Source organism: Arthrobacter sp. Hiyo1, from assembly GCF_001263615.2.
Lineage (GTDB): Bacteria > Actinomycetota > Actinomycetes > Actinomycetales > Micrococcaceae > Arthrobacter.
In genome coordinates this window covers 155,330-156,364 of record NZ_DF952470.1, presented here as the reverse complement: position 1 = coordinate 156,364, position 1,035 = coordinate 155,330, and the positions used below count along the sequence as shown (strand labels likewise).

The 1,035-nt window shown below is 67.7% G+C and carries 1 protein-coding gene and 1 pseudogene; both read right to left on the bottom strand.

The features are described 5' to 3' along the window. Positions 1-526: LamB/YcsF family protein (locus AHiyo1_RS09670; RefSeq protein ID WP_059388430.1), on the bottom strand; the 526-nt coding region annotated here is incomplete at its 3' end. Beyond that, positions 510-1,035: pseudogene (locus AHiyo1_RS09665) on the bottom strand (hypothetical protein); the annotation flags it as partial. The gene AHiyo1_RS09670 and the pseudogene AHiyo1_RS09665, both read right to left, overlap by 17 nt.

The following is a 1,035-nucleotide window of genomic DNA, read 5'->3' as shown; positions in this document are numbered from 1 at the left end:
GCACCAACGTTCCGTCCGGCATGTAGCCGCGGTCCACGAACGCCTCGCGGAACACCGGGTGGCCGGATTCCTCGGCGAGGCGCAGCAGCGCCGAGCCCGGCAGGCCAAGGACGGGTAGCCCGGGATCGTAGGCGTGAATCGCAGCCACTACTGCTTCGGCCTGCTCGACATCGTTGACGATCCTGTTGTACAGGGCACCGTGGGGTTTGACGTAGTCCACGGAGGCGCCCACCGCGTGGGCCATGCCGTCGAGGGCACCGAGCTGGTAGAGGACGTCGCCGAAGAGCTCATCGAAGGACATGTCCATCGATCGGCGCCCGAAGCCGTGCAGGTCCCGGTAGCCCACGTGGGCGCCCACCCGGACGTCGAGCTCGAAGGCGGCACGGCAGCTGTCCAGCATGGTCACCGGGTCCCCGGCGTGGAAGCCGCAGGCGACGTTGGCGCTGCTGACGATCCGGAACATTGATGCGTCGTTCCCCATGGTCCAGGAGCCGAACGACTCCCCCGAATCAGCGTTGAGATCCACTATTCCCGCCTTCCAGCGCGTTCTGGCGGGCGGCTGGGAGCAGCTCGCCCGGAATGAAGTCCGGCATGGGACCGAATGCTTCCCTCGCCGAGGCCGCTACGGCACGCCCCATGACGCGGTTTCCGACTCCGCCCACCACGGCCCCCACGCCGAAAGGCAGGGCCCGGCCGAGGAAGGCCGCGCCTTGGCGCTTAACGAGCCGCTTGAGGAAGGCGCGCTGGATGGCATCGCGAATGACCCCGAATCCTCCGCCGGGCAGCTTCTTGGTGAGGGTCATGCCCCAGGCCTGGGTGATTCCTTTGCCTCTGCCGAGCGATTGTCCGCTCAGGGCACCCAGCAGGGCCGTGCCTTCCTCGCCGAGCATGATGGCCATGACCATGGTTCGCGCACGGTCCGGATCGGTGAGGCGGATTCCGTGGAGTTCGGCCAAGGAAGCGGCGTACAGTGCGGTTCCTTCCAGGAACCCGATGGTGGCAAGCGCGGAAAGGCCCAGCGAGGCCGCGGTGCCG